General features: G+C 60.9%; 15 protein-coding genes and 4 pseudogenes. 10 read left to right on the plus strand and 9 right to left on the minus strand.

Going from position 1 to position 24,705, the window contains the following annotated elements:
* Window positions 1–182: 182 nt before the first annotated feature.
* Together fliP and ACQB61_RS05335 are read right to left on the minus strand one after the other, a co-directional pair.
* Entirely contained in the window at window positions 183–959 is a 777-nt protein-coding gene (gene fliP, locus ACQB61_RS05330) for a flagellar type III secretion system pore protein FliP (RefSeq protein ID WP_430511785.1), read from the minus strand.
* A gap of 91 nt (window positions 960–1,050) precedes the next feature.
* Window positions 1,051–3,042 (minus strand): hypothetical protein, encoded by a 1,992-nt coding sequence (locus ACQB61_RS05335; RefSeq protein ID WP_430511786.1) that lies wholly within the window; start codon window positions 3,040–3,042, stop codon window positions 1,051–1,053.
* Window positions 3,043–3,666: 624 nt separating this feature from the next.
* Between ACQB61_RS05335 and flgB the strand changes: the two genes are divergently transcribed.
* The 7 genes and pseudogenes from flgB to cckA all read left to right on the plus strand — a co-directional run bounded on the left by flgB (window position 3,667) and on the right by cckA (window position 9,810).
* Complete coding sequence (flgB, locus tag ACQB61_RS05340; protein WP_430511787.1) at window positions 3,667–4,071, plus strand: flagellar basal body rod protein FlgB; 405 nt, start codon at window positions 3,667–3,669, stop codon at window positions 4,069–4,071.
* Between the two features lie 33 nt (window positions 4,072–4,104).
* Window positions 4,105–4,516, plus strand: a pseudogene (gene flgC / locus ACQB61_RS05345) (flagellar basal body rod protein FlgC).
* 46 nt (window positions 4,517–4,562) lie between these two features.
* A pseudogene (locus ACQB61_RS05350) lies at window positions 4,563–4,888 on the plus strand (flagellar hook-basal body complex protein FliE).
* Between the two features lie 36 nt (window positions 4,889–4,924).
* Window positions 4,925–5,197: a flagellar biosynthesis protein FliQ gene (gene fliQ / locus ACQB61_RS05355; RefSeq protein WP_430511788.1), complete on the plus strand. Its 273-nt coding sequence runs from the start codon at window positions 4,925–4,927 to the stop codon at window positions 5,195–5,197.
* A 12-nt stretch (window positions 5,198–5,209) separates the two neighbouring features.
* Window positions 5,210–6,103 (plus strand): flagellar biosynthetic protein FliR, encoded by an 894-nt coding sequence (fliR, locus tag ACQB61_RS05360; protein WP_430511789.1) that lies wholly within the window; start codon window positions 5,210–5,212, stop codon window positions 6,101–6,103.
* Window positions 6,096–7,175 (plus strand): flagellar biosynthesis protein FlhB, encoded by a 1,080-nt coding sequence (flhB, locus tag ACQB61_RS05365; protein ID WP_430511790.1) that lies wholly within the window; start codon window positions 6,096–6,098, stop codon window positions 7,173–7,175. Before fliR ends, flhB begins: the two co-directional genes overlap by 8 nt.
* Window positions 7,176–7,260: 85 nt before the next feature.
* Window positions 7,261–9,810: a cell cycle histidine kinase CckA gene (gene cckA, locus ACQB61_RS05370; RefSeq protein WP_430511791.1), complete on the plus strand. Its 2,550-nt coding sequence runs from the start codon at window positions 7,261–7,263 to the stop codon at window positions 9,808–9,810.
* Window positions 9,811–9,949: 139 nt separating this feature from the next.
* On the opposite strand, the gene ACQB61_RS05375 is transcribed toward cckA, so the two are convergent.
* From ACQB61_RS05375 to ACQB61_RS05400, 6 genes and pseudogenes are all read right to left on the minus strand, one after another.
* A complete protein-coding gene (locus ACQB61_RS05375) occupies window positions 9,950–10,477 on the minus strand; it encodes a hypothetical protein (protein WP_430511792.1) in 528 nt (175 codons plus the stop codon).
* A gap of 253 nt (window positions 10,478–10,730) precedes the next feature.
* Window positions 10,731–12,170, minus strand: a complete 1,440-nt coding sequence (locus ACQB61_RS05380) for a hypothetical protein (protein ID WP_430511793.1) — start codon at window positions 12,168–12,170, stop codon at window positions 10,731–10,733.
* A gap of 22 nt (window positions 12,171–12,192) precedes the next feature.
* A complete protein-coding gene (locus ACQB61_RS05385) occupies window positions 12,193–13,131 on the minus strand; it encodes a DUF6384 family protein (RefSeq protein ID WP_430511794.1) in 939 nt (312 codons plus the stop codon).
* Between the two features lie 76 nt (window positions 13,132–13,207).
* Window positions 13,208–14,380: a cell surface protein gene (locus ACQB61_RS05390; RefSeq protein ID WP_430511795.1), complete on the minus strand. Its 1,173-nt coding sequence runs from the start codon at window positions 14,378–14,380 to the stop codon at window positions 13,208–13,210.
* A 174-nt stretch (window positions 14,381–14,554) separates the two neighbouring features.
* Window positions 14,555–15,498 (minus strand): annotated as a pseudogene (locus tag ACQB61_RS05395) (pseudouridine-5'-phosphate glycosidase).
* A 136-nt stretch (window positions 15,499–15,634) separates the two neighbouring features.
* Window positions 15,635–16,573: a PfkB family carbohydrate kinase gene (locus tag ACQB61_RS05400; protein ID WP_430511796.1), complete on the minus strand. Its 939-nt coding sequence runs from the start codon at window positions 16,571–16,573 to the stop codon at window positions 15,635–15,637.
* Window positions 16,574–16,882: 309 nt separating this feature from the next.
* On the opposite strand from ACQB61_RS05400, the gene recA reads away from it, so the two are divergent.
* From recA to ACQB61_RS05415, 3 genes and pseudogenes are all read left to right on the plus strand, one after another.
* Window positions 16,883–17,953: a recombinase RecA gene (gene recA, locus ACQB61_RS05405; RefSeq protein ID WP_430511797.1), complete on the plus strand. Its 1,071-nt coding sequence runs from the start codon at window positions 16,883–16,885 to the stop codon at window positions 17,951–17,953.
* 310 nt (window positions 17,954–18,263) lie between these two features.
* Window positions 18,264–20,919: pseudogene (alaS, locus tag ACQB61_RS05410) on the plus strand (alanine--tRNA ligase).
* A 291-nt stretch (window positions 20,920–21,210) separates the two neighbouring features.
* Complete coding sequence (locus ACQB61_RS05415) at window positions 21,211–22,356, plus strand: diguanylate cyclase domain-containing protein (protein WP_430511798.1); 1,146 nt, start codon at window positions 21,211–21,213, stop codon at window positions 22,354–22,356.
* Window positions 22,357–22,442: 86 nt separating this feature from the next.
* On the opposite strand, the gene ACQB61_RS05420 is transcribed toward ACQB61_RS05415, so the two are convergent.
* The gene (locus ACQB61_RS05420; protein ID WP_430511799.1) at window positions 22,443–24,527 is read right to left on the minus strand and encodes a putative bifunctional diguanylate cyclase/phosphodiesterase; all 2,085 of its coding nucleotides are present in this window, start codon (window positions 24,525–24,527) and stop codon (window positions 22,443–22,445) included.
* Between the last annotated feature and the right edge of the window lie 178 nt (window positions 24,528–24,705).

Below are 24,705 nucleotides of genomic sequence, written 5' to 3' on the forward strand. Positions count from 1 at the left end.
CCGGCATTTGGAGCGGCGTGCCCAGCCAGATGCTGGCAGCAATGGCTTGAACTTCTGCGGCCTGAACCTCTGCTGAAACTTCCGGAGAAACAGATTCAGCTCTTGAAGAGATTGATTCAAGAGCTGTTGTCTTTGATTCCGGAAGCTCGCCTAAATCTCTGATTTATATATCTTTTGAGCTTCTATCCGGCTGCGCCGAAACTTCTCACCAAGCTTCCGGCTACCAGGTACCAGCCGTCCACAAGCACGAAGAAGATCAGCTTGAAGGGCAGCGAGATGACTACTGGTGGAAGCATCATCATGCCCATGGACATGAGGATGGATGCAATCACCAGATCGATGATCAGGAACGGCAGATAGAGCAGAAAGCCGATCTCGAAAGCGCGGCGGAGTTCGCTGATCATGAAGGCCGGGATCAGAACCTGAAAGCTCAGCTCCTGCGGGGTCTCTGGCGGGGCTTGACCCGAGAGCTCTTGAAACAGGGCGAGGTCCTTCTCTCGCACCTGGGTCAGCATGAACCCGTGAAAAGGCTCCGAAGCCCGCTCAAATGCCTGGTCGAACTCGATGGTTCCTTCCACCAGCGGCTGGATGCCTTCGCTATAGGCCGTCTGCAAGACGGGAGCCATGATGAAGGCCGTGAGAAAGAGTGCAAGCGACACCATCACCGTATTGGGTGGTGCGGTCTGCAGGCCAATGGCCGAACGGAGCAGCGACAGGACCACGACAATACGGGTGAAGCTCGTCACCATGACGAGGATCGACGGTGCCAGGCTGAGAATTGTAAGCAGGGCGACAAGCTGCAGGGCGCGCTGGGTGACGCCCGTGCCCTCGCCAAAGCCGATCGAAATGTCCTGCGCCCATGCCGGGGCGGCAAGCAGCACCGCCGCTACTCCGGCAAAGGCAATTGCCGCCAGGCGCAGGTATCTTGCGGATCTGATTGCGACCGCTCGACCGCTCATTTGCGTTCTTGCGTGCCGATTTCGGAGAGGAGGCGGGCCATCTCTTCTTCAATGGCTGTCACGCCGGGATTCTCGCGTACAGCCTGAACCTTCACCTCTGGCGCAGCGCCCGGCTGGTCTGCCTCACTGTCCTGTGACGCGACCGGCTCCGGAGACGTGGCGCTGGGGGCGTGGCCTCTGCCGCCGGGACAACTGCTGCAGTTGCGGCTGCGGGCGTGGAGGAACTGCTCTGCAGATGATTGTCGAGAACATCAGCCAGCGCATCGGACAGCAGGTCGTCCGCCATATCGGCCTGCACCTTGTTTGCCGGTTCTTCAGGTTGATCCGCTGATGCGATCGGGGCGAACAGGTCCTCTTCGTCTGCCGCAGCATCCTGGGAACCGCCGTTCTGGTCGTCTGTCTGCTGGGCGGCGCTTGCGGAACTTTCGGCCTGCTGGGGCGCTTGCGCCTTGTTTTCCGGTGCGGCTGAGGGGCTCACGGTCTTTGCCGGAGCCTGCGGAGCTGCCGATGCAGCTTCACTGTTTGTTTCATCAGAGGCTGCCGCGCCTGTCGAAGGAGCTGAGGCCGCAGTGTCCGTCTCTGCGGCGCTTGCGGGTGTACCCGCCTGCGCGCTGCCTTGCGCTCCTGCGTTGCCGCGGTAGCTGGCTGCACGGGCCGGATCCAGCCTCAGATAGGGGTTGGAGGCGAGCGAACCGAAGCCCTCGCCGCTGCGCTCTGTTGCTGCCGGTGCGGCAGGGGACGTGCCAGCCGATGCGGCTGCATTTTGAGCGGCCGGCTGCGTGCGAACGGCATCTGCCGCAGTGACTTCGCCGGGGGCAGTCGTCTGGCTGGAAGCAAGCGGGTTCTGGAAGGCGGTGCGTGCGCGGGCTGCAGGACCCGAAGATGGGGGAGTAACCTGACGGCGCGGTTCAGGTTCGGGCGCCTGGACATCTGTTGATGCCGGACGGGAGAAGGTACGTGCGAGACCTGCAACCGCAGCACCGGCAGCTGCCACCGAGGCGCCAGCTTTCTGGGTGAGGGCTGAGGCTGCCGTCTGTGCCGTATCTGCTGTGGCAGGCGCCTGCGGAGCGGGGTGACCCACAGGCTGCACTGGCGCCTGGGCGGACACTCTGACTGCCGGGGCTGAAAGGTCCTGCGTACGCTGGGACGGCTCGGGCGCCCGAAGCACAGGGCTCGCCGGAGCGGCGGGTGCCTGGACGGCAGGAGCCCCGGTGGCCGGGGATGCGGATGTTCCGGCCGACATGGCTTCGGCGGCACGGGCACGCAGTGTCTTGATCGTGTCAAGCGGTGAGGTCACAGCCTTTAGCTCTGCACCTGCGCTGATTGCCGGCTGGACAGAGGGCGCCGGTGCTGCGTGAGGCGTGGAAGCCTGGCTCTTGACCTGGGGCGCTTCAGGGGCCGGCGCGGGTGCGTGCGGGCGTACAGCTGCTGAAGCAGAGGCCTGCGGTGCAGCTGGGCCAGTGTCGCGCTGAGGCTCGTTTTGTCCCCGTGCACGGGCGCTCGCGGCGAGGCTGCCTGCCGCCGCCGCTGCGCGGGCCGCAAGATTTGCAGCAAGGCGCTGAGGGCCTGAGGGAGCAGCCTGCGTCTTTTCAGCGGAAGGCGGGGCAGCTGGGTTGGAACGCAGTTGAGGAGCGCCAGGAGCTGATACGGGCGAGGCGGCGGGCGATGCCGTCATGGCGGGAGCAGGGGCTGCGGCCGGGACCGGCATGGCGGGTTCGGCTGCGTCATAGTCCGCCGCACCATAGCCTGCCATCTGGCGCTGGTAGTTTGTGGTGACCGGGGTGCCGCGAATGATTGCCTGCTCGACCACTACATCGGTCGGGCCACCGACGAGGATAAGATGTTCCACATTATCGCGGCGCACGAGCAGCAGGCGGCGGCGGGCGTCAATGCTCATTGCATCCATCACTGCGATACGCGGCTGGCGGTTGCGGCCCGCGTTGATGCGGTTTCCGGTGAACTGCCGCAGGAAATGGACCATCAGGCCGATCAATGCGAAGACAATGGCCAGCGCAATGATGAAAGACATTGCCCGCGCAATGCCGTCTCCGACGCCGAAAGTATCCGCGATCCACTCGTACATACCAACCTCATTACTCTGCGCCGGACTGGCGGCCGTCTCCTTGCCGGGGCAGGCGCCAGATCTCCCTTGCATTCAAGCTGCGGAGCTCACTTTTGCCCCGCCTGCGTGATAGATCAATGCTGCAAATAGCATCTGCAGGCGCTTAGGTATACATCCCAGTTACACGCGAGCCCGTTACAGCGCTTCACTTGCGCTTCACCAGACTTGCGGGCCCCGCAGCGCTCTGCCTGCACCGGCTCTTCCTCCACCTCAGCCTGGAGGCTGACCAGATGCCTGTGCCACTGCTCCTTCACTGCGCCGTCATTCCCGCTTCGCCATCCAAAGCCGGGAACTTGTAGTGAGGAAGCTTGCGCTGCCCTGTCTCTCCCTGCATGATTCTGACTGGACAAACTCAGTCAGCTTGTAATTCCGGCCTGTCGAGATCGGCGATGCCCTCTGAATATTAACAGGGGCAGGCAAAAAGTGCCGGGTGATTTCGTGATTTGCGACTGCGTTTGATTGGGCTGTTTACGAGTTTCCACGGAAAACCGCGCCATTCTTGCGAAAATCATTAACGTGCCATTAACTTTCCGTTAACCCTTTGAGCGGCAGTGTTTGCCGAAGTGTTAACAAATGGTGACTCGCATGTCTCTGACCGACCTGCCGATGTTTCGCGCAATCAAGTCCAAGATGCAGTGGCATCAGGCCCGGCAGGGCGTGCTGGCGGAGAATGTCGCCAATGCAGATACGCCGGGATACCGGGCGCGGGATCTCAAGACCTTCAAGGTGGACGAGGATCTGAAGCTCGCCAAGCCGGGGCTGGAGACGACGCGAACACAGGCAGGTCATCTGTCAGGTGTCATGCGTGCCTCCTCGGGTGGTGGGCAGATTTCACCCAGTACCTTCGAGACGACGCCGGATGGCAACAATGTGGTTCTCGAAGAGCAGATGATGAAAGTCACGCAGAACCAGATGGATTTCCAGGCTGCGGCGTCGCTCTACAGCCGGAGCATGAAGCTTCTCAAGACGGCCATTGGCAAGTCTGCCTGAGGCGGGCTTTGAACACTTGCAAAGGAGAGTGCCATGGATCTGACAAAGACACTGTTCGTATCGGCCTCCGGGCTCAAGGCGCAGACGGGCCGCATCCGTGTGATCGCTGAGAACATTGCCAATGCGGATTCCACTGGGACGTATGCCGCAGGAAGACCCTTACCGCCGCAAGATCCCGACGTTCACGAACCGCTTCGAGAAGGCGCTGGATGCGGAAGTCGTGGCTCTGGGCCGGATCCAGGAAGATCAGTCGCAGTTTCCCACCCGCTACGAGCCCGGCCATCCGGCTGCCGATGCGGAAGGCAACGTGCGCATGCCCAACGTGAATTCACTGGTGGAAAGCGTCGACATGCGCGAGGCGCAGCGCTCCTACGAAGCGAACCTCAATGTCATCGAGACGACCCGCAGCATGCTGCAGCGGACCATCGACATCCTGCGTGGCTGATCCTTCAGCCAACGCATTCGAACCTGAACCCAGAGGATAATCCATCATGGCTATTCCATCCGTTGCCGCGAATGCCTATCAGACGATGGCCCGCCTCGGACAGCAGGGGCAGGGCTTGGCGGCAGCGAAGACGCTGCCGGGGCCCTTACCCAAACTCCGGATTTCGGCGGCATGGTCCGCGACGCTGTCAGTTCTGTCTCCGACGCCGGGCAGAAGTCCGAAGGCATGGCCCTTGGCCTTGTCCAGGGCAAGGCAGATGTGGTTGATGTGGTGACGGCCATTGCGGAAACGGAAGTCGCGTTGGAGACGATGGTTTCCGTGCGTGACCGTGTGATTGCGGCCTACGAGGAAATCATGCGCATGTCGATCTGATATCAGATCGCGGCGGGACAAGGGGCTGACAGCCAGATGACCGGACCTGAGGTCATGGATATTGCCCGGGAGGGCATCTGGACTCTGGTGCTGGTAGCAGCTCCGGTGATGATCGTTGGCCTTCTCGTTGGCGTCGTTGTGGCGCTGTTCCAGGCGCTGACCCAGATCCAGGAAATGACGTTGGTATTCGTTCCGAAGATCCTCGCGATTTTCGTGACGATGATCGTCGCCTTTCCTTTCATGGGCAGTACGCTGAACGCCTTCATGACGCGAATTTCCGAAATGATCCTGATGACCGGTCCAGGCTAGACGGGAGGGGATGTGACCATCCAGCTCTCTTTTCTGCCTGAGATGGCGGCAATCTTCATGCTCATGTTTGCCCGGCTCGGCACGCTGATGATGTTGCTGCCGTCTTTCAGCGAACGTTCGATTCCGATGCGCTTGCGCCTGACGCTGGCCCTGTCCCTCACACTGCTGCTGTACCCCATGGCGTCCCGGCTCTATCCGGCGGGCCTGACGGACAACATCAGCCGTTTCGGGGTGATGCTTTTCGGGGAGTTCATCATTGGCTTTGCGGTTGGCCTGTGCGGCCGAATGATCACTTCGGCCCTGACGACCGCGGGCGTCATCATTGCCAACCAGACGGGCCTGTCCTTCGCGCTTGGTTCGGACGTGACCAATTCCGGCCAGCAAGGCGCGCTGATCGGCAACTATCTGTCCATTCTCGCCGTCACGCTGATCTTCACCACCGATACCCATTATCTGGTGATTGCGGCTCTGCATGACAGCTTCAACCTGTTTCCGCCGGGCGTTGTGCTGCCGGTGGGAGACTTTGCCCGGATGGCTCAGGAGACGGTGTCCGGGGTCTTTTCCATCGCCATGCGGATGAGCGCTCCTTTCATCGTGGTGGGGCTTGTCTTCTATTTCGGCCTGGGGCTTCTCAACAAACTGATGCCGCAGATGCAGATCTTCTTCATCTCGGCGCCGGTTGGCATTGCCATTGGCATCCTGCTTCTTTACGCGCTTCTGATCGCCATCATGAACAAGTATCTGGAGCATTTCATCGAGGCGATCGGCAAGTTCACAGGGGGTAGGCCTGTCTGGCCGCGGCCGCCGCTGGTGGGGGCTTCTGCCTGCGGGCTGATCATATTCAACACGTCCGGGCATCCCGTTCCTGTTTCTGGGGGCGGAGGCTGCAGGGGAAACAATGTCTGACGAGACCGACGATTCGGAGAAAACCGAGGACCCCACGCAAAAACGCTTGAGAGAAGCGTTGGAGCGAGGGGATGTCGCAAAATCTCAGGAAGTCAGCACGTGGTTCACGCTTGCCGGAACCGCGATGGTCATTGCATTTCTGTCTCCCGGAATTGTCCGCGATCTCGGCGGAAAATTGAAATGGTATGTGGAGCACGCTGACGCCATCCCGGCAGACCGTGGAGGGCTTGTCGATCTCTGGACCAGCACTGGCTATGCAGTGGCCGCCGCCGTTGCGCTGCCGATGCTGGCACTGCTGCTCATGGCAGTCATCGGTAATATGGTTCAGCATCAGCTTGTCTTCTCGGCAGAGTCCCTCAAGCCGAAATTCTCCAAGGTCTCGCCGGTGTCCGGCTTCAAGCGGCTGTTTTCGTCCGATAGCCTGATGAACTTCGTCAAGGGGCTGATCAAGATCACCATCGTCTCGGTGCTGATGGTGGCTGTGCTCTGGCCGGAGCGGGACATGGCGGAAGCCGTCATGTTCATGGACGAACTTGCGGTGATGGAAGAGACCCGGATTCTCTCCCTCAAACTCATAGGCGCCATTCTGGCCGTGATGACCATCGTCGCTGCAGGCGACTTCCTCTGGCAGAAGACCAAATGGTTCAAAAAGCAGAAGATGAGCCTGCGGGAGATCAAGGAAGAATACAAGCAGACGGAAGGTGATCCTGCGGTCAAGGGTAAGATCCGTCAGCTGCGCATGGAACGCAGCCGCCGCCGCATGATGAGCGCAGTGCCGCAGGCAACAGTGATTGTCACCAACCCGACGCACTACTCTGTTGCACTCAAGTATGAGGATGGCATGGGGGCACCTCAAGTGGTGGCCAAAGGTGTTGACGCGGTCGCCCTGCGTATTCGGGAAATTGCGAAAGAGAACAAGGTGCCCATCGTCGAGAACCCGCCGCTTGCCCGCGCCCTCTATGCAGCGACCGAAATCGATCAGTTCATCCCCGAGGAACACTTCAAGGCAGCGGCTGAGGTCATCGGCTTCGTGTACAGAATGCGGAAAACCCGGAGCTGGCGTGATAATTGACACCAGATCGGTTGAATTTAGCTGCGCGGGGCAGAATGCTGCATGAAAGACCGAATCCCGCAGGGCGGGAGGGAGAAGAGTAGTAATGAGCGACAGGGACTCACACATGGCAGAGCCGGTTGTCGACCGCGCTGAGCGGTCGGGAAGTATTGCCGCGCTGCTGCTTCTGGCCTTGGCCCTTCTGGGCGCGGCCACAGCTTTTGCGGTCATGGGCCGCGAGGCTGCAGAGCCCTATGTCCTTGCCCTGCTTGGCATTCTGGCTGTGGTCGGGGTATTTTCGCTGTTTGCTGCAGCCATCGGCCTGTTACGCTTTTCCACACGCGGCCGCGCCAGCCCATTGGGCGGGGCCTTTCTTGATACGCTGGAGGAAGGTGCGGTTGTCACCGATGTTGAAGGCCGTCTGATCTACGCGAACCAGGCCTATGCCGTGCTGACGGGGGCAGAGACCCCCGCAGAGGTGCGCACCATCGAGAGGGTCTTCTCCAGCGATCCTGATGCGGCTGATGTGATGTTCCGCCTCTCCCAGGCCATGCGTGACGGGCGCAAGGCGCAGGAAGAGGTGCGCCTTCCCACGGCGCTGGACGGCGACGACAGCGGGGCCCGCTGGTACAGGGTGTCTGTGCGGCCCCTGCAGATCCCGCGCAAGGAAGGTGGCTCCGGCCGGCCACTGATGGTCTGGCAACTTGCCGATATCACCCGCGACCGCAGTGATCAGGAAAGCTCCTTCCAGGAGCTGCAGCGTGTCATCAACTTCCTTGATCATGCACCTGCCGGCTTCTTCTCCTGCGATGCGCGCGGACGGATCGTCTATCTCAACGCCACGCTCGCCGACTGGCTGGGCTATGACCTGGCCCAGTTCCAGGCTGGCGAAGTGCTGCTTGCGGATATCATCCGCGGTGATGGTGCGGAGCTCGTGCGTTCGGTGCGCGGTTCCGCCGGTGAGGTGAAGAGCGAAACCTTCGACCTTGACCTCGTCACCCGCAACGGCCGGGGGCTGCCGGTGCGCCTGCTGCACCGCGTGCCGTTCGGCGCCGAGGGCATGCCGGGCGACAGCCGCACGCTGGTTCTCAACCGCTCGCGTGGGGAAGAGGTGGCCGAGGCGCTGCGCGCTGCCGAAGTGCGTTTCGCACGCTTCTTCAACAACACGCCGATTGCCATCGCCTCGCTGGACGCTGAGGGCCGGGTTCTGCGCACCAACGCGCCCTTCCTGCGGCTCTTTGGTCCGGTTGATATTTCTGGTGCCGGTACCCGAATGCAGGACTTCGTTGGCGAGCATGGCCGGGAAGAGCTGTCACGGGCGCTCTCCGCTGCCGCGAAGGGCATCGGTGAAATCGCGCCGGTTGACCTGCCGCTCGCCAATGCCTCTGACGGGCGCTCCGCCACCTTCTATGTCTCCGCCGTGCAGGACGGGGAGGGGGATGGCGAGATGGCCATCGTCTACGCGTTGGAGACGACACAGCAGCGGGCGCTGGAAGCCCAGTTCGCCCAGAGCCAGAAGATGCAGGCCATCGGCCAGCTGGCAGGCGGTGTGGCGCATGACTTCAACAATGTGCTTACCGCTATCATCGGCTTCTCAGATCTTCTGCTGGCGAGCCACAGGCCGACCGATCCGTCCTTCCAGGACATCATGAACATCAAGCAGAATGCCAACCGCGCGGCGGGCCTCGTCCGCCAGCTGCTGGCCTTCTCACGCCGTCAGACCTTGCGCCCGCAGCAACTGGCGCTGAATGATGTTCTTGCCGATCTTGCCAATCTGCTGGACCGGCTGCTTGGCGAAAAGGTGGAGCTGAAGGTCGTGCATGGCCGCGACCTTTGGCCGGTGATGGCAGACGTGAACCAGCTGGAGCAGGTGATCGTCAATCTGGCGGTCAATGCGGGAGATGCCATGTCCGATGGCGGCCGCCTGACCATCCGCACCTCCAATGTGGGCGAGCAAGAGTCCACACGCTTCGACAACACACGCGGTATGCCTCCCGGCGAATATACGCTGATCGAGGTGGAAGACACCGGACACGGCATGACGCCGGAGATCATGGAAAAGATCTTCGAGCCGTTCTTCTCGACCAAGGAAGTGGGCAAGGGAACTGGCCTCGGCCTCTCCACCGTGTATGGCATCGTCAAGCAGACTGGCGGTTATATCTTCTGTTCGTCCGAGGTGGGTGTCGGAACGGTCTTCCGCATCTTCTTCCCGCGGCACATCCCCAAGGAACAGCCGGTCATCGAGAAGAAGATTATCGAGGACAGCGACAAGGTGAAGGACCTCACCGGGTCGGCTTCGATCCTACTGGTGGAAGACGAGGAAGCCGTGCGCGCCTTTGCAGCCCGTGCGCTTGCCTCACGCGGTTATACCGTCCACGAAGCTGGCTCCGGCACGGAAGCGCTGGAGGTGATGGAGGAAACCGGCGGCAGCATCGATCTGGTGGTGTCGGATGTGGTCATGCCGGAAATGGATGGCCCCTCGCTCCTGCGCGAATTGCGCAAGACCCGCCCGGACCTGAAGATCATCTTCGTTTCGGGCTATGCGGAAGATGCCTTCGAGGAGAATCTGCCTGAGGGCGAGACCTTCTTCTTCCTGCCCAAGCCCTTCACCCTCAAGCAGCTGGCAACGACCGTGAAGGATGTGCTGTCGAGCTGAGGCGGTGGGAACCATGGGGCGGCCGCTACCGTGAATCATGGTCCTGTATGACTGGTAGGCATGAAAAAAGCGCGGTGCGGAAGCATCGCGCTTTTTGCGTTCATCGCTCAGCAGACCAAAGGACGGCGGACGTCCGCCTTTAGCTGACCGGCAGGGCAGGGCAGCCCGAAGTCCGTTCAACACGGGTCTTCAGCCCTTGCAGGCTCTGCATGGTGTTCGGGTTGCCCGGCAGCACGAAACTCTGGGCAAGAGCGGTCCGGGCATTGTTGACGATGGCGACGTCCTGAACGGCCAGCGTCCGGCAGGCCTCGCCGGTGAAGCGTACGCGCACGCGGATCAGACGGTCGCCGTTGTCAGAGGGGCCGAATTCGGCGTCGAGCGCCGGGTTGGCTTCCGTCATCTTGCGTTCGATCACCACCATGTTGGCTTCATCTTGCACAACGGGGGTACCGCGTTCGGTGGCACTGGCGATCAGTGCCATGCGCACCTGCTCCGGGCTTCCGGCGATAGAGAGCGACTGCGCGCCCTGGGGCACAGTAAGCTGCGGCTGCGGTGGCAGACTGGACTGGATAGGCTGCTGGCCGCTCGACTGACAGGCAGCAAGTGCTGCGGCGAGGGCAGGGACGATGATCATCTGGCGCATGGCTGCGATCCTCAAGGTAATCATGTTCAGGCTCCGGCAAGCCCCAAACAGGCCACCAGTCCGATTAACAAAGTTAGAACACATTTGGTTCCGTCACTCATAGATCGGAATGGAGGCCTTGAAAGCTGGCTACGTCACAATCCACGCGGAAATTTGCCGGTTGATGTCTTTTTGTCTCAGACAAGTTTTACCAGCCTCATGCTCCGCAAACCGTTCAAGCCTTGGAGAGGAAGAGCCTTTCGGGACGCGATGCCTTTGCATCTTGAATGCTCAGGAATCAAAAAGTTTTCCCGGTGCGGAATCCGCCGCCCTGGCTCATGACGCTTCCGGAAGACCCAGTTCTGAAGCCACCGCTTCCACGTGAGCTGCCGCCGCCAAGCCCCTGACCCGAAAAGCCGCCGCCAAACGAGCTGCGCCCGGAACTGCGACTGCCGGTGTTCTGTTGCACATGCGCCTTGCGGGCCCGGGTCCAGTAGTCCGCGCCACTGATGGCCCCTTTCACGAGCTCTCCGAGCAATATTGTGGTGAGGCTATCGTCCTTGAACGAGGAACCGTAGTCGTCATAGCCGTTCTGCCGGAATTGCCGGCTTACCTTGGTCAGTTCGTCGCGGCGCCGGGAAATGTCGCGCTGCAATTCCTTGTCCTGGCGGATCTCGCGGTTCAGATCCTCGATTTGCGCCTCAACATTCTGCAATGCGCGCACGATGGAATCGTCTTCGCGCGAGGGCGTGTCGATGGCCTTGCGCAGCAGCGTGTGCAGATCCTCCCGCTGCAAGGCCTTGGCAAGTTCTGCGGCTGCGGCCTGATAGCCTTCGTCTTCACCGTCGGTAAAGGTCTGCAGCCGGGCCTGCAGGGGCGCCAGCTCCGCCTCATCTGCCTCAATCCGGCTGTCCAGCTGCAGGAGGGCGTCCTGCAGTTCTATGGCCTCTCCCTCAAGGTCCCGCCCGGCGAGCCGTGCCAGTGTCTGGCGTTCCGAAGCGGCAACGGCATCCGCTGCTTGATTGGCCAGTTCGCTGTAGCGGGCCGCATGGGCCGTCAGGCGCACAGGGATTTCGGTCAGCATGGCGTAGTTCGGACGGGCAGTCTCAAAACGGATCAGGCTGGCGACCCAACGGTCGAGCGAACGCACCAGACCTGAATGATTGTAGCCCGTGGTCCCAAAGCCGCGCTGCCAGAGATACATGAACAGCGGGTCGTTTTCGTATGCCTTGCCCTTTTCCTCCCGGTCAGCCTCTGCCTGAAGGGCTTTGTCCGAAGCGGCGGTGGCGGTGCGGGCGGCCTGTTCTGCCTCAGCTTTCAGTTCCTTGTGGGCCTCGTCTGCGGCAAGAGCCTGGACAAGGGCACCTTCCAGAGCATCGATCTTCTCAAGAATGGCGGCCCGGGCGGCGGAGATCTTGTCCCGCTCGCGCATCTGCTCTGCCCGTTGGCTTTCCTTGATGCGGACCTCTTCGGCAAGGCGCGTCAGATCGGCATTGCGCCGCTCCAGAAGCTGGCGTGCTGTGCGCGCCGCGCCTTCCAGATCAGCGCCAAGATTGTCGGCTTGTTCGGTCTCCATCCGGAACTTTGCAAGATCCTTGAAGCCCTCGCTCATCTTCTCCGAAAGCGACGAAATGGACCGTGTTGCCCGTTCGATACGGTGAGCAAGCTCAGTCTCCTCGCGGCGCAGATCCGCAAGGGCCTGTTCGATGGCAGAGAGTGTCTGGCGTCCGCTCAGCATGGCTTAAGCCCTTGTTCCGGTGTCACCATTCCGTAATGGCTCCCTGTTCCACCGGCTTGCTCCAGTCGATGCCGAGTTTGCCGCGCAGCTTCACGCCAAGTTCTGAATCTTGCACGATGCCGTCTTTTGCCTTGTCGTCTCGTACCGAGTTGAAAACGCTGACAGGAACACGCTGCGCCCAAATGGTTACCGTTCTTTCCTTGCCATCCTCCTCCGAGACGATCCGCCGTGGCATAGGCTTCCCATCGGCGCCGATTGCCTCGACCACGAGATAGGTGTTCTCGGCCGACTGGTTCACATCGGGAATGCGCGTCACCCCCGTGGGCACATCCGGGCGCGAGACAATGCGAACCGTGAAGGTGGTTGCCAGTTCGCTGTCGAGTGCGGCCAGCTGGTCACGCACCCGCCGCGCATCGGCGGCATCACCACGCGCCAGGGCCCGTTCGCCGTCAGCCGCAAGCCCTGCGGCCTGCACCTTGACTGCGTCGTCAAGCGCGGCGGCATTGATGGCTGCGGTCAGCCGCACAATGTCTTGAGGCAAAGTCTCACTCAACTCGGCCTGGAGGGCCTCCGCGGCCCTTTCACGCGGTGCCGTAACGAGAAAATGCCATGCGGACAAGGAGATCACGAGTGCTGCAAAGGCGATCGCTGCCATGCGGGCATAGCTCATGCGCCGGATGTAAAGCAGGGCGAGGAACCTTTGCAGCCCGGCCTTCGGCGGGGCATAGACGAAACGGTCTTCCTTGAGGCTGGCAACCCCTTGCTGCAGGATGTGATCGGGTACGTCAATGCCCTGTGAGGCATAGATATCCCGCAAGCGGGTGATCAGCTGCGCATCACGGTCAGTTCCGCTCAGCTCACGCTGAACAAGGGCGTCGTCATGGCGCAATGTGTCGACCACATCCATCGCCATCATCAGCTCGTCGAGCGGCTGTCCTGCGGCCTTCTGTGTTGCGGCCATTCCAATCCTCCGGCCCGCTTGGGCTGGTTCATCAAGTCGTGTGCGCCGGCCGGCGTGTCAAGCCGGCCGGATGAGCTCAGCCCTTGATCAGGGCCTCATCGGCTGCAAGCTTTGCCAGACGGCGCTTGCCGTCTTCGACAGCAAGGCGGATTTCTTCGGAGTTTTTCGTCGACATCTCACGCATCTCATTGATGATATTGCGCGAATTGATCTGGAAGTTGACCACGCTGTCCACCAGCTTCTTCACCGATGCCGCCTGTACGGTGGGGCCATAGCCAGCCTTCAGTGCAGCTTCCTGTACGGCGTCGCCGATCTCGGCCAGCGTCTCGAGGCTCTTATTGACGCCGTCCTTCATGGCATTCAGCGTCGCGGTCGATTCATGCAGTCCCTGCAAGCCGGTGAAGGAGGCGTTGAGGGCCGTCAGAACTGACTCATTGGTGGAGAAGAAGCTGACCGACTGGGCATAGACCCGCTCCTTGGCGTTGGTCGTCTGCATCAGGCGTGCCATGATCACTTCGGACGTATTGTAGCCAATCGTCAGATTGTCGGAGAGATCCTTGGCGACCTGATAGCGCTTTTCCTCGTCCTGCATCTCGCGCATGCGCTCGTCGCGGGCGAGTTCCAGCCTTGCCTTCGCCGCGAGATCCTCGCCGGTGAAAGCCGCGACTTCCTCCGAGGCGGCTTCCAGCGATGCCTTTGCAGTGTTCAGCTTTGCGGTGGCAGTGTTGAGCACTTCCAGCGCCAGAACTTCGGCCTGCTTCAGCGCGCCGCGATAGTCACGGTAGGCATTGAGGATGGTCTGCTCGCGCTGGATCTGCTCTTTCGTGTCCTTCGCGACCTCGAGATAGGTCTTGCGGATATCGTCGAAGCGGTCGGAGATCGTGCCGCGCCGCATGTCCCGCCACTTGTTCGCAAGGCCTTCCATCATGGAGATCTTGCCATCGGCCAGCTGGTCGACCATGGCCTTGGCGTCGTCGCGGATCGAGTTGAAGGCGTCCGTGATCGCCTCGTAGCGCTCGCCAATGGTCATGGCCGCGATCTGGGTGCGGACGATCTCGTTGAAAGTCGATGCCTGACCCAGCGTGCGGGTGATGACGGCTATCTTGTCAGGAGAAAGATCGGAAATCTGCTCCAGAAGCGCGTTGATCGGTGCATCGGCCTGCGTCTCGGGCATAAGGCCCAGGTCCCTGAGAGCGCCGACGGCCCGGTCGAGATACTGCAGCGGGCTTTTGCTCTGTGTCTCGGTCATCGTCTTCCTCCTGCATCTGCGCCCTGCCGGAGGATCTGGCAGGGCTTCCGCATTTTGCAGTCAAATAGGTCAGGCTGATGACAGCAAGTCAACGCAAAGACTTGCAGGTGCATGATAATCCATCCGCCCTGTCACATGAAGGCGACAGGGCGGGCGGGTTCATGTGACGTATCGTTACTTCGCCGCTGCCACAGCCACGGCAATTGCGGCAGCTAGGCGGGCGTTGTTGCGCACCAGCGCGATGTTGGTGACAAGGCTACGCCCCTTCGTCAGCTCAAAGATATGCCCCAGCACGAAGGGGGTGACGGCCTTACCGCGGATATCGCGCCGGGCTGCCTCTGCAATGGCTGCGTCAATGTACTGGCCCATCTCCCCGCGGCTGATTTCGCTTTCTGCCGGAACCGGATTGGTGATCAGAACGCCGCCGTGGCCGCCGAACAGCTTGCGCGCCTCGATCAGGCGGGCGATTTCCTCAGCGCTGTCCATCCGGTAAGGGGCAGGCAGTCCGCTCTCACGCGACCAGAAGGCAGGTACTTCGTCCGTGCCATAAGCGACAACCGGCACGCCGCGCGTTTCCAGCACTTCCAGCGTCTTCGGAATGTCGAGCAGGGCCTTGGCCCCGGCGCAGACAACGCAGACCGGCGTGCGGGAAAGTTCGTCCAGATCGGCGGAGATATCGAAGCTGGTTTCAGCCCCTTGTGCACGCCGCCGATGCCGCCCGTGGCGAAAACGCTGATCCCGGCAGCATCAGCGGCCATCATTGTGGCCGCCACCGTGGTGGAGCCCGGACGTCCCGTCGTCACCGCAATGGCAAGATCGGCGCGCGAGCACTTCATCACGTTCTTTTCCTGCCCCAGCCGGTCAAGGTCAGCTGCGTCAAGTCCGATGCGGATGCGTCCGTCGAGCACAGCGATGGTGGCAGGTACGGCGCCAGCTTCACGGATGTCGGCCTCCACCTGACGGGCAGTTTCCACATTCTGCGGGAAAGGCATGCCATGGGTGATGATGGTCGATTCCAGCGCCACAATGGGCTTTCCGGCGGCGAGGGCAGCCTGCACCTCAGCGGAATAGACGAGAAGATCCGCAAGGCTTGCGGGCAGCGGGTCGGAGGTGGACATGGTTCTTTCCTCAAGGCTTGCAGCCGGTGCCAGTTGAATGAAGGGCGGCACGGCTTTGAAGGGGAGACAGGCGGAAGCAGCCCGGCCGGGCATCGTGCCCGTTTGATGTCCTTATAGACCTGCGGAAGCCGGAGGTTCAACGTGGGGCAGAGGCCGAAGGCAGTGCTTCAAGCGCTGCCCAGCTCAGACCCGCCGCAACCGCGCCGGTGACGGCAAGCGTCAAGGCTGCGGCTGCAAGGCCCTTCTCGAGGCTGTCAGCGAAGGGCAGATTCCGGGCTATACCCGCCAGCGTTCCGGCCATCAGGGCATCGCCCGCACCCGTCACGTCATGAACCATGGCAGGGGGCGGGAGTAGCTGTCCGCTCTCTTCTTCTTTTGACCAGAAGAGCGGTTCTGCACCTGCGCTGATCACCACGGCCTTGGGGCCAAGGGCACGCAGGGCAGACCCAAGCTTGTCCTGCGGGGCATCAGGGGTTAGCCCGGTAAGGCGGGCAGCCTCGCCCCGGTTGACGAAGAGAATATCGAGCCGCTGCAGGATGGGGAGCAGGCGCTCTGCCTTGGCATTCGACACAGCATCGGCCACCAGCAGCCTGTCCCCGGTAACTCCTGCCAGCGCCTGAAGCACAGTTTGGGGCAGGTTTGCCTCAATGAACCAGAGGCCAGCTGCGCGTGCTGCAGGCGATAGATCACGTGCGAGCGAAGCATCAAGGCTCTCGGTGATATCCGTATCGACGACGGCGGCTGCAAGCGAGCCATCCGGGTCATGCAAGGCCACATAGCGGCCCGTTGGCAGGGGCAGGGTGCGCACGCCATAGAGGTTCAGCTGCTCACGCCCCAGAATGCTGCGCAGCGCCGCGCCGTCACCGTCATCTCCGAGGGCGCCGCTCAGGGCCACCGGCACGCCGAGCTTTGCCAGCCCGCGCGCCACGTTGGTCGCTACGCCGCCGGGCATGCCCCGCATGGTAGACGGGGTCGATGTTTCGCGTTGAATGGGCTCTTTCGCATGGGCGATCAGGTCAAGATGAATGGCGCCGAAGCAGGCCGCCGGGGCTGCCGTCTGGACTGTTCCGTTCATTGCCACGTTTCCTTGCAAGGCCTGTCTCGCTCAAAAGAAGGGAGAAGTGCGTCTCCTTGGGGCCGCCGCTGCAGCTCTGCAGGGCCCAAACCATATGCCAGCGATTCTGCCAAACCCGCCAGCCTGCTTGCAAAGCGACGTGAAAAGAACGGGTTTCCGGATGCGTGTGAAATCGTGAACATACGTGGAACTCATTGGCGAAAAACGATAAAAAACAATCTTGTAAAAGATCTTGGCAAATTGGAACAAAGAGGGTACAAAAGCTCAGTTTGAAACGGCGGGTCCATCGTGGAATAAGGAGCCTCGCACATGTCTCAGAGTTCACTTCGCCTTGTAGAGAACAGCCAGATGGACAAGACCAAAGCGCTGGATGCAGCGCTCTCACAAATCGAACGGGCCTTCGGTAAAGGCTCCATCATGCGCATGGGGCAGGGGCAGGTGGTTGAGGTCCAGACGGTCTCTACCGGCTCCCTCGGCCTTGATATTGCGCTGGGCATCGGCGGTCTGCCAAAAGGCCGTATCGTCGAAATTTATGGCCCGGAATCATCGGGCAAGACGACGCTTGCCCTGCACACGATTGCCGAAGCGCAGAAATCCGGCGGCATTTGCGCCTTTGTGGATGCAGAACATGCGCTCGATCCAATCTATGCCCGCAAGCTCGGCGTCAACCTGGATGACCTGCTGATTTCCCAGCCGGATGCCGGTGAGCAGGCGCTTGAAATCGCCGACACGCTGGTGCGCTCCGGTGCCATTGACATTCTGGTGGTGGATTCGGTTGCCGCACTGACGCCAAAGGCGGAGCTGGAAGGCGAGATGGGCGACAGCCTGCCTGGCATGCAGGCCCGTTTGATGAGCCAGGCGCTGCGCAAGCTCACGGCCTCCATCTCCAAGTCGAACTGCATGGTGATCTTCATCAACCAGATTCGTATGAAGATCGGCGTCATGTTTGGCTCGCCCGAGACCACGACGGGTGGCAATGCGCTGAAGTTCTATGCCTCTGTGCGTCTTGATATTCGCCGCATCGGCTCCATCAAGGACAGGGAAGAGGTTGTTGGCAACCAGACCCGTGTGAAGGTGGTCAAGAACAAGCTGGCACCTCCCTTCCGTCAGGTCGAGTTCGACATCATTTACGGCGAGGGTGTTTCCAAGTCCGGTGAGCTGGTTGATCTCGGCGTCAAGGCGAATATCGTCGAGAAGTCCGGTGCCTGGTTCTCCTATAACAGCCAGCGCCTTGGTCAGGGCCGCGAGAACGCCAAGCAGTTCCTGCGTGACAATCCGGCGATTGCGGACGAGATCGAGCTGGCGATCCGCCAGAATGCCGGTCTCCTGGCCGAAGCCATCACCACAGGTGAAAGCGATAGCGAAGACGCTGAGGATTGATATCCTTTGCCGGCCACTGGCTGCCGGTGAAATGTCTTTTAATGTCTGCCGGCTTTTATCAGACGGTTTTGAGGACCCGCGTTTTGCGGGTCTTCTGCTGTCTGGAGCAATATTTCTGCCCGGCGTTGTCTTCCGCCCTTCAAGGCAAGCGTCAAATGCAGATGCTGCAGCTGCCTCGCTTCTGGACAGGCCGAAGGGTGAAAGATAAAAGGCTTTGAACTGCTTGCGCGGGAGAGGCCGGAGCAGGGGGCAGGAGAGTGCGCCCGCCGGAAATATCCCGCGCTGCCGATGGATCGAGAGCGAGACCTAGATGAGCGGCGTAAACGAGATCAGATCAGCGTTTCTGGAATACTTTGCCAAGAATGGCCATCAGGTCGTGGAGTCGAGCCCCTGGTGCCGCGTAATGACCCGACGCTCATGTTCACCAATGCGGGCATGAACCAGTTCAAGAACGTGTTCACCGGCCTGGAGAAACGCGACTACGACCGCGCCGTCACCGCGCAGAAGGTGGTGCGTGCCGGCGGCAAGCACAACGATCTCGACAATGTGGGCTACACCGCACGCCATCACACTTTCTTCGAGATGCTGGGCAACTTCTCCTTCGGTGATTATTTCAAGGAACGGGCCATCGAACTGGCCTGGAACCTGATCACCAAGGAATACGGCCTGCCGAAAGAGCGCCTGATCGTCACCGTCTATTCGGAAGACGACGAAGCGCACGCGCTTTGGAAGAAAGTCGCCGGTCTTTCCGACAGCAAGATCATCCGCATCCCGACATCCGACAACTTCTGGACCATGGGCGACACCGGCCCCTGTGGTCCCTGTTCGGAGATCTTCTATGATCACGGCGACCATATCTGGGGCGGCCCTCCGGGGTCTGCCGAGGAGGACGGCGACCGCTTCATCGAGATCTGGAATCTCGTGTTCATGCAGTATGAGCAGACGCCGGAAGGCCGCTTCAACCTGCCGCGCCCGTCAATCGACACCGGTATGGGGCTGGAGCGTGTGGCTGCCGTGCTGCAGGGCGTGCATGACAACTACGACATTGACCTGTTCCGCGCCCTGATTTCGGCTTCCGTCAATGCGACTGGCGTTGAGGCTGATGGCGCTGCCCGTTCCAGCCACCGCGTCATCGCCGACCACCTGCGTTCCTCCTGCTTCCTGATTGCCGATGGCGTGCTGCCGTCGAATGAGGGGCGCGGGTATGTTCTGCGCCGCATCATGCGCCGTGGCATGCGCCATGCGCACCTGCTGGGCGCGCGCGAGCCGCTGATGTGGAAGCTGGTGCCTGCGCTCATCCGCGAAATGGGCCGTGCCTATCCGGAGCTGGTGCGTGCCGAGGCTCTGATTACAGAAACACTGCGCCTGGAAGAAACCCGTTTCCGCAAGACGCTGGAGCGCGGCCTTGGCCTCCTCGACACGGCGACCGCTGACCTCACCAAGGGCGGCGAACTGGATGGCGAGACGGCCTTCAAGCTCTACGACACCTATGGCTTCCCGCTGGATCTGACGCAGGACGCCCTGCGCGCCCGCGGTATCACCGTGGATACGGATGGGTTTTCATCCGCGATGGAGCGCCAGAAGGCAGAAGCCCGTGCAGCCTGGGCCGGTTCCGGTGAAAGCGCCACGGATACGGTCTGGTTCGCGCTCAAGGAGAAGTGCGGTGCGACCGAGTTCCTTGGCTACGAGACCGAGCATGCGGAAGGCGCCGTTCTGGCGCTGGTTGCCGATGGCAAGGAAACGGACAAGCTGACGGCTGGACAGACGGGCTTCGTTATCCTCAACCAGACGCCGTTCTATGGTGAGTCCGGTGGTCAGGTTGGCGACACTGGCGTCATGAAGGCCGCTGGTGTGCGTCTCAAGGTCACCGAGACCCAGAAAAGGCCGACGGCCTCTTCATTCATGCGGTGACGGTGGAAGAAGGCACGGTGACGGTTGGTCTTGGTGTCGAGCTGATGGTGGACCATTCCCGCCGCAGCCACATCCGCTCCAACCACTCTGCCACCCATCTGCTGCATGAGGCCCTGCGCGAAGTGCTTGGCTCGCATGTGGCGCAGAAGGGATCGCTGGTCACGCCGGACCGCCTGCGCTTCGACTTCTCCCACCCCAAGCCGATTGACGATGCAGAGCTGAAGCAGGTCGAGGCCATCGCCAACGAAATCATCCTGCAGAATGCGCCTGTCGACACCCGCCTTATGGCGGTGGATGAGGCTATCGAAAGTGGTGCCATGGCACTCTTCGGCGAGAAATACGGCGAGGAAGTGCGTGTGGTGTCCATGGGCACGGCACTGCATGGTCCAAAGGCAGGCAAGACCTATTCGGTCGAGCTTTGCGGCGGCACCCATGTGAAGCGCACCGGTGATATCGGGCTCGTGCGCCTTGTCTCCGAAGGCGCTGTCGCCGCCGGTGTGCGCCGTCTGGAAGCGCTGACCGGCGAAGCCGCCCGTGCCTATCTCGACGAGCAGGACAATCGCGTCCGTGAGATTGCATCCATTCTGAAGGTTGGGGCAGGCGAGATAACCGCCCGCGTTGCCCAGCTGCTGGATGAGCGCAAGCGCATGGAAAAGGAACTCTCCGAAGCGCGCAAGAAGCTCGCCATGGGCGGTGGAGCTTCCGGTGGCGCAGACCAGCCGCGTGAGATCAACGGCGTCAAGTTCCTTGGCCGTGCGCTGGACGGCATCCCGGCCAAGGACCTGAAGGGCATGGTGGACGAAAGCCGCACCGCCCTCGGCTCCGGTATCGTTGTGCTGATTTCGGTCTCCGAAGATGGCAAGGGCAGTGCCGTGGTTGGTGTCAGCGAAGACCTGACTTCCCGTTTCAGCGCGGTGGATCTGGTGCGCGTCGCCTCTGAGGCCCTTGGCGGCAAGGGCGGCGGTGGCCGTCCGGACATGGCGCAGGCCGGTGGTCCGGATGGCAGCAAGGCTGCGGATGCTCTGGCAGCCATTGAGGCTGCCATCGCAGGCTGAGCGGCCTTTTAAGTCCGCTGGAGTGAATTGAAACCCGGCAGTGCGGCAAAGTGCCTTCTGAGAGGCCTCTGCCGCACTGCCGGTTGTTTGTTTTGAAATAATTGATTTTTTGCCTATAGCCTTGGCTGGCTTCTTGCACCAAGGCCCTCGCTGCCTTGCGTATCACGGCCTGAGATTACTCAGGTGCCACGCGGACTTGATGAATGTGCTCTCGGCCGTGTTCATTGCGCGTTGCAAGTGCAGGGTTGCGTTTCTGGAGGTGCCGTTGGAGCTTCTTTTTCTGTGCCAGCGATGCTGCTTGGTCTTTCTGGCGTCTATGCAGTGTTTATGCTGACGCTGGTGGCAGCTGTCGTGCGCTATCCAGGCTCCACATATCTGCGCCTCTGGTTGGCTGTTTTCCTGCTGGCATCGGCTGGCAGTACGTGCATGGCATTGCGGGGTACGGTGCCACTTGCCGTCAGCGACAACGTGGGCTTTGGCCTCTTCGTCACTGCTCTGGGATTCGTCTGGCTCGGCATGCGGTCCTTTTTCGGCCGGCATGTGCCTTATCTGCTGTCCGTTTTAGCTGCAATTGGTATTGTGCCACTTAGCCGTGCCCTTGATGAAAGTCAGGATATTGCAGCGCTCTGGCGTATGGTCTACGCGCTTGCAATCGCTGGGCTCTTCTTTCTGCTGACAGCGTCTGAGCTGCGGCGCAGCATCCGTGAAGAGGGCTTGCCTTCGGCGCGGGCGGCCGCCGCTGTCTATACCAGCTTTGCTATTGTGCATCTTGCTGCCCTGCCGCTGCCCTTCCTCTTCCCCGTCCGGTTCGACGGACTCATTCCCAGCTCTGACTGGTTCTTCGGGCTGCTCTTCCTGTCGCTGATGCACACCGTTGCGGCGGTGTTTCTGGGAATTGTGCTGTCGAACGAGCGCATGGCCGAGGCTATGCGTCATCTGGCGGACACGGATGAACTGACAGGATTGCCAAACCGGCGCGCCTTTTTGCGACAGGTCGAGCAGTCTCTGGCAACGGGCGGGGGCGGCACGCTGCTGATCGCTGATGTTGACCATTTCAAACAGATCAATGACCGCCATGGCCACCAGTGCGGTGATGCTGTGCTGCAGAATTTTGCGGCGATGCTTGAACAGCTCGCCGGTGACCGGTTGTTTGCGGCGCGGATCGGCGGGGAGGAGTTCGGCATTTTCTTGCCCGGCTTGACGGGACCGCATCTGGACATGCTGGCTGCGCAGCTTTGCCGCGCTGCAGCCGTGTTGCAGATGGAACATGCCGGCAAGGCTGTTCCGATCACGATCAGCACGGGTGTGGCCGACACTTCTGGCTCCAACTCCTCTTACGAACAGCTGTTTGCCGAAGCCGACCGCGCGCTTTATCTCGCCAAACGCTCGGGTAGGAACTGCTTCCGCCGGCTGCCACAGATCTCGTTTGGTGCATGAGGCTGCAGCGGAGCAGAGTGGAAAAAGGGAGATGGTGAGCGCCAGCTTGCCTGAACTGGGCTGCAACGTTCAGACCGGAACGCTGGTCAACTCTGTACAGCTTTCATTTTCGCTGATCTGTCTCCCAGCCAGGCATGCTGGCTGGCGGCATCCCGCAAAGGCGGTGCCAGGAAGTAGCCCTGAGCATAGGTGCAGCCCGCGTCTCTCAGGAATGTCAGCTGCCTCTCATCCTCCACCCCTTCGGCGACAATGCTGATCCCCAGGCCCTTTGCCAGATGGATCATAGTTTCCACAATCACGGCGTCCTGACGGGAGGTGGTGACACATGTGGTGAAAGACCGGTCTATCTTGACGCCGGAGACCGGGAACTGACGCAGATGCGTCAGGGAGGCAAAGCCGGTGCCGAAATCATCAAGCGACAGCTGAAAACCCATGTCATGCAGGTGTTCAAGGGTTCTGCCGATCTGAAAGGCGGAGCGGTCGAGCAGCACGGTCTCTGTAATCTCGAGGACCAGCCTGTCCGGCGTCAGGCCGTGGCGGACAAGGCTCTCGTGCAATATGGCAGGCAGGCTGTCACATTTCAGCTGGGCGAGACCCAGGTTGACCGACAGAGAGCCCGCGCAAAGCCCTGCGCTCTCTAGGGCTGCAAAGCTCTGGCAGCTCTTCTCGAAAAGCTCCTGGCCGAGCGCCAGCCCCATTCCGGCGTCTTCTGCTATGGCGACAAACTCGGAGGGTGGCATGTCTTCGCCGTGCCTGTTCCAGCGGGCAAGGCTTTCAAAGCCGTGGTGCCGTCCGGTCGAAATATTGATAATGGGTTGCAGGGCGACGGCGATGTCTCCCGCTAGCAGAGCCTCTGTAAGGGCGGTCTTGATCTCGGCCGCCCGGTGCAATCTACGCCCAAGTTGCTCATCGAACAGTGTCCAGCCGTTGCGGCCGTTTTCCTTCGTCTTGTAGAGGGCGCTGTCTGCATTCTTGAACAGTTCATCCACCGTGTTGCCATCTCTGGGGAAGAGGGCAATGCCCATCGAGATGCCGGGCCGAAGTTGCCGGCTTCCGGCCGTCATCTCCTTCGTCAGGGCCTTATGCAGCGCATTGGCGACCACCTCGCTGGCTTCTTCCCTTTCGAAGCCGGTGACAAGCACCGCGAATTCATCTCCGCCGAGCCGGGCAACGGTATCCTCGCCGCGCAAGGTCTGCCGCAGGCGTTTGGCCACCGTCTTGAGCACCTGGTCTCCCGCATCATGGCCAAGCGTGTCGTTGATGGACTTGAAGTGATCTACATCTAGCAGAATGAGAGCGCCCATACGGTCGGATGAGCGAAAGCCCTTGAGAGTGCGCTGAAGCGCGGTAATGAGGACGCTGCGGTTGGCAATGCCGGTTAAGGAATCCGTTTCTGCCGTCTGCCGTACAGCTACTTCTGCGGCTTTCAGCGCGGTCACATCGGTCCTCACGCCGACGATGTTGCCGGAGGCAGACTTGCGCTCGCGCACATGCAGCCAGCGTCCGTTTGGCAGCTTCTGGATCAGGGCCTTGCCGGGCGGATTGCGGTGGTTGGCAAGGCGTGTCCGCAGCCATTTTTCCTTCTCCTCTGGCGTCGTGCCGGCGTCCAGATATTGTCCGGTCTCCAGCCCGTAGCGCAGGATGGTCTCAAATTTCTCACCGAGCCGGATGGCGGGAGCCGAGTAGCTGTAGAGATCCTTGTAAGCTGCATTGAAGAGGATGAGCCGGTCTTCGCTGTTATAGGCTGCCAGTGCATCCGGGATGGTTTCCAGCACGTCATCCAGAAGAGCGCGGGCCTGATCGGCCTCATTCTGTGCCGTCATCCACGGGGTGTTGTTGACCGCAATACCAAGCGCACCCGCTACCTTCCCCTTGCGCATCAAGGGCACGAGTGTTGTCTCGATGTATTGGAGGCCTTCCCGCGTGGTGACATGACGGCTGTAGCGGATCTGCTCGCCCTTCAGAACACGCTCGTGATACTGCTGCCAATCTGCAGCCTGGTCTTCCGGCAGCCAGCTTTCCTGTGCCCGCCTTCCGGTCAGGTCTCCATAGGTGGAAATGTCAATGCTGTTCTGAAAGACATAGTATCCGTCAGCGTCGAGTATCCAGGCACCATATGGCAGTGCTTGCAAAGCCTTACGGAAATCCACCTTGTCTAAATCGAAATCCATGACGGTCATATGTGATGCTCACACCACCGTGATCGGGAACCGTTTGACTGTGCATGTAATTCTGGAAATGTTTCGTTAAAGCCATGATTATCTATTTCATGAAAGTGGTAAAAATGGCCAGTAAGTATTTATGTCTATTTATACTTATAGGAATAAATGTGTGGGATGCCCCGCGGCC

Origin of the sequence: Pannonibacter phragmitetus, assembly GCF_050510895.1 — a bacterium.
GTDB lineage: Bacteria > Pseudomonadota > Alphaproteobacteria > Rhizobiales > Stappiaceae > Pannonibacter > Pannonibacter phragmitetus_B.

Excerpts from the sequence above, each read along its gene's own strand:
- ACQB61_RS05385 (WP_430511794.1), bottom strand. The coding sequence starts at position 13,131 with ATGGCCGCAACACAGAAGGCCGCAGGACAGCCGCTCGACGAGCTGATG.
- flhB (WP_430511790.1), top strand. The coding sequence starts at position 6,096 with ATGTCTGACGAGACCGACGATTCGGAGAAAACCGAGGACCCCACGCAA.
- ACQB61_RS05400 (WP_430511796.1), bottom strand. The coding sequence starts at position 16,573 with ATGAACGGAACAGTCCAGACGGCAGCCCCGGCGGCCTGCTTCGGCGCC.
- ACQB61_RS05375 (WP_430511792.1), bottom strand. The coding sequence starts at position 10,477 with ATGATTACCTTGAGGATCGCAGCCATGCGCCAGATGATCATCGTCCCT.
- ACQB61_RS05390 (WP_430511795.1), bottom strand. The coding sequence starts at position 14,380 with ATGACCGAGACACAGAGCAAAAGCCCGCTGCAGTATCTCGACCGGGCC.
- recA (WP_430511797.1), top strand. The coding sequence starts at position 16,883 with ATGTCTCAGAGTTCACTTCGCCTTGTAGAGAACAGCCAGATGGACAAG.
- ACQB61_RS05420 (WP_430511799.1), bottom strand. The coding sequence starts at position 24,527 with ATGGATTTCGATTTAGACAAGGTGGATTTCCGTAAGGCTTTGCAAGCA.
- ACQB61_RS05380 (WP_430511793.1), bottom strand. The coding sequence starts at position 12,170 with ATGCTGAGCGGACGCCAGACACTCTCTGCCATCGAACAGGCCCTTGCG.
- ACQB61_RS05415 (WP_430511798.1), top strand. The coding sequence starts at position 21,211 with ATGCTGCTTGGTCTTTCTGGCGTCTATGCAGTGTTTATGCTGACGCTG.
- flgB (WP_430511787.1), top strand. The coding sequence starts at position 3,667 with ATGTCTCTGACCGACCTGCCGATGTTTCGCGCAATCAAGTCCAAGATG.
- ACQB61_RS05335 (WP_430511786.1), bottom strand. The coding sequence starts at position 3,042 with ATGTACGAGTGGATCGCGGATACTTTCGGCGTCGGAGACGGCATTGCG.
- fliQ (WP_430511788.1), top strand. The coding sequence starts at position 4,925 with ATGACCGGACCTGAGGTCATGGATATTGCCCGGGAGGGCATCTGGACT.
- fliP (WP_430511785.1), bottom strand. The coding sequence starts at position 959 with ATGAGCGGTCGAGCGGTCGCAATCAGATCCGCAAGATACCTGCGCCTG.
- cckA (WP_430511791.1), top strand. The coding sequence starts at position 7,261 with ATGAGCGACAGGGACTCACACATGGCAGAGCCGGTTGTCGACCGCGCT.